Source organism: Vibrio sp. T9, assembly GCF_003123985.1.
Taxonomy (GTDB): Bacteria; Pseudomonadota; Gammaproteobacteria; order Enterobacterales; family Vibrionaceae; genus Vibrio; species Vibrio diabolicus.
Genome location: NZ_NIGY01000137.1, coordinates 1 through 334 on the forward strand (window position 1 = coordinate 1; position 334 = coordinate 334).

Annotated in this window: 1 protein-coding gene; it reads right to left on the reverse strand. The window is 46.7% G+C overall.

Translation table 11 applies throughout. The features are described 5' to 3' along the window. Positions 1-16 precede the first annotated feature (16 nt). The coding region (locus tag CBX98_RS25795) for an HD domain-containing phosphohydrolase (protein WP_277949516.1) at positions 17-334 on the reverse strand (318 nt) is incomplete at its 5' end.

Consider the following 334-nt stretch of genomic DNA (forward strand, 5'->3'; position numbering starts at 1 on the left):
GTCCGGAAATCGGCTTTTAGTGGCAAATAGATATGTTGTAGCAAGCCGTCATATTCTGCTCTAACACCTCATAGACGTGAGCGCAGAGTTTATTCTGCTCAATTAGGTCATCCATGATCTCAGCAATTTGTGTTTGGCTCATTCGTCCTCGATAAGGGCGATCTTGCGATAGTGCCTGAAACACATCGGCAACGGCAATAATGCGAGAAGGGATGTCGAGTTCTTCTGATGTTTTATGGTAAGGGTAGCCAGAGCCGTCCAAGCGTTCATGGTGATTTGAAGCCCATTCTGCGATTTTGGCGTTTGGGAACACCTTATGCAGCGCAAGTTGAGT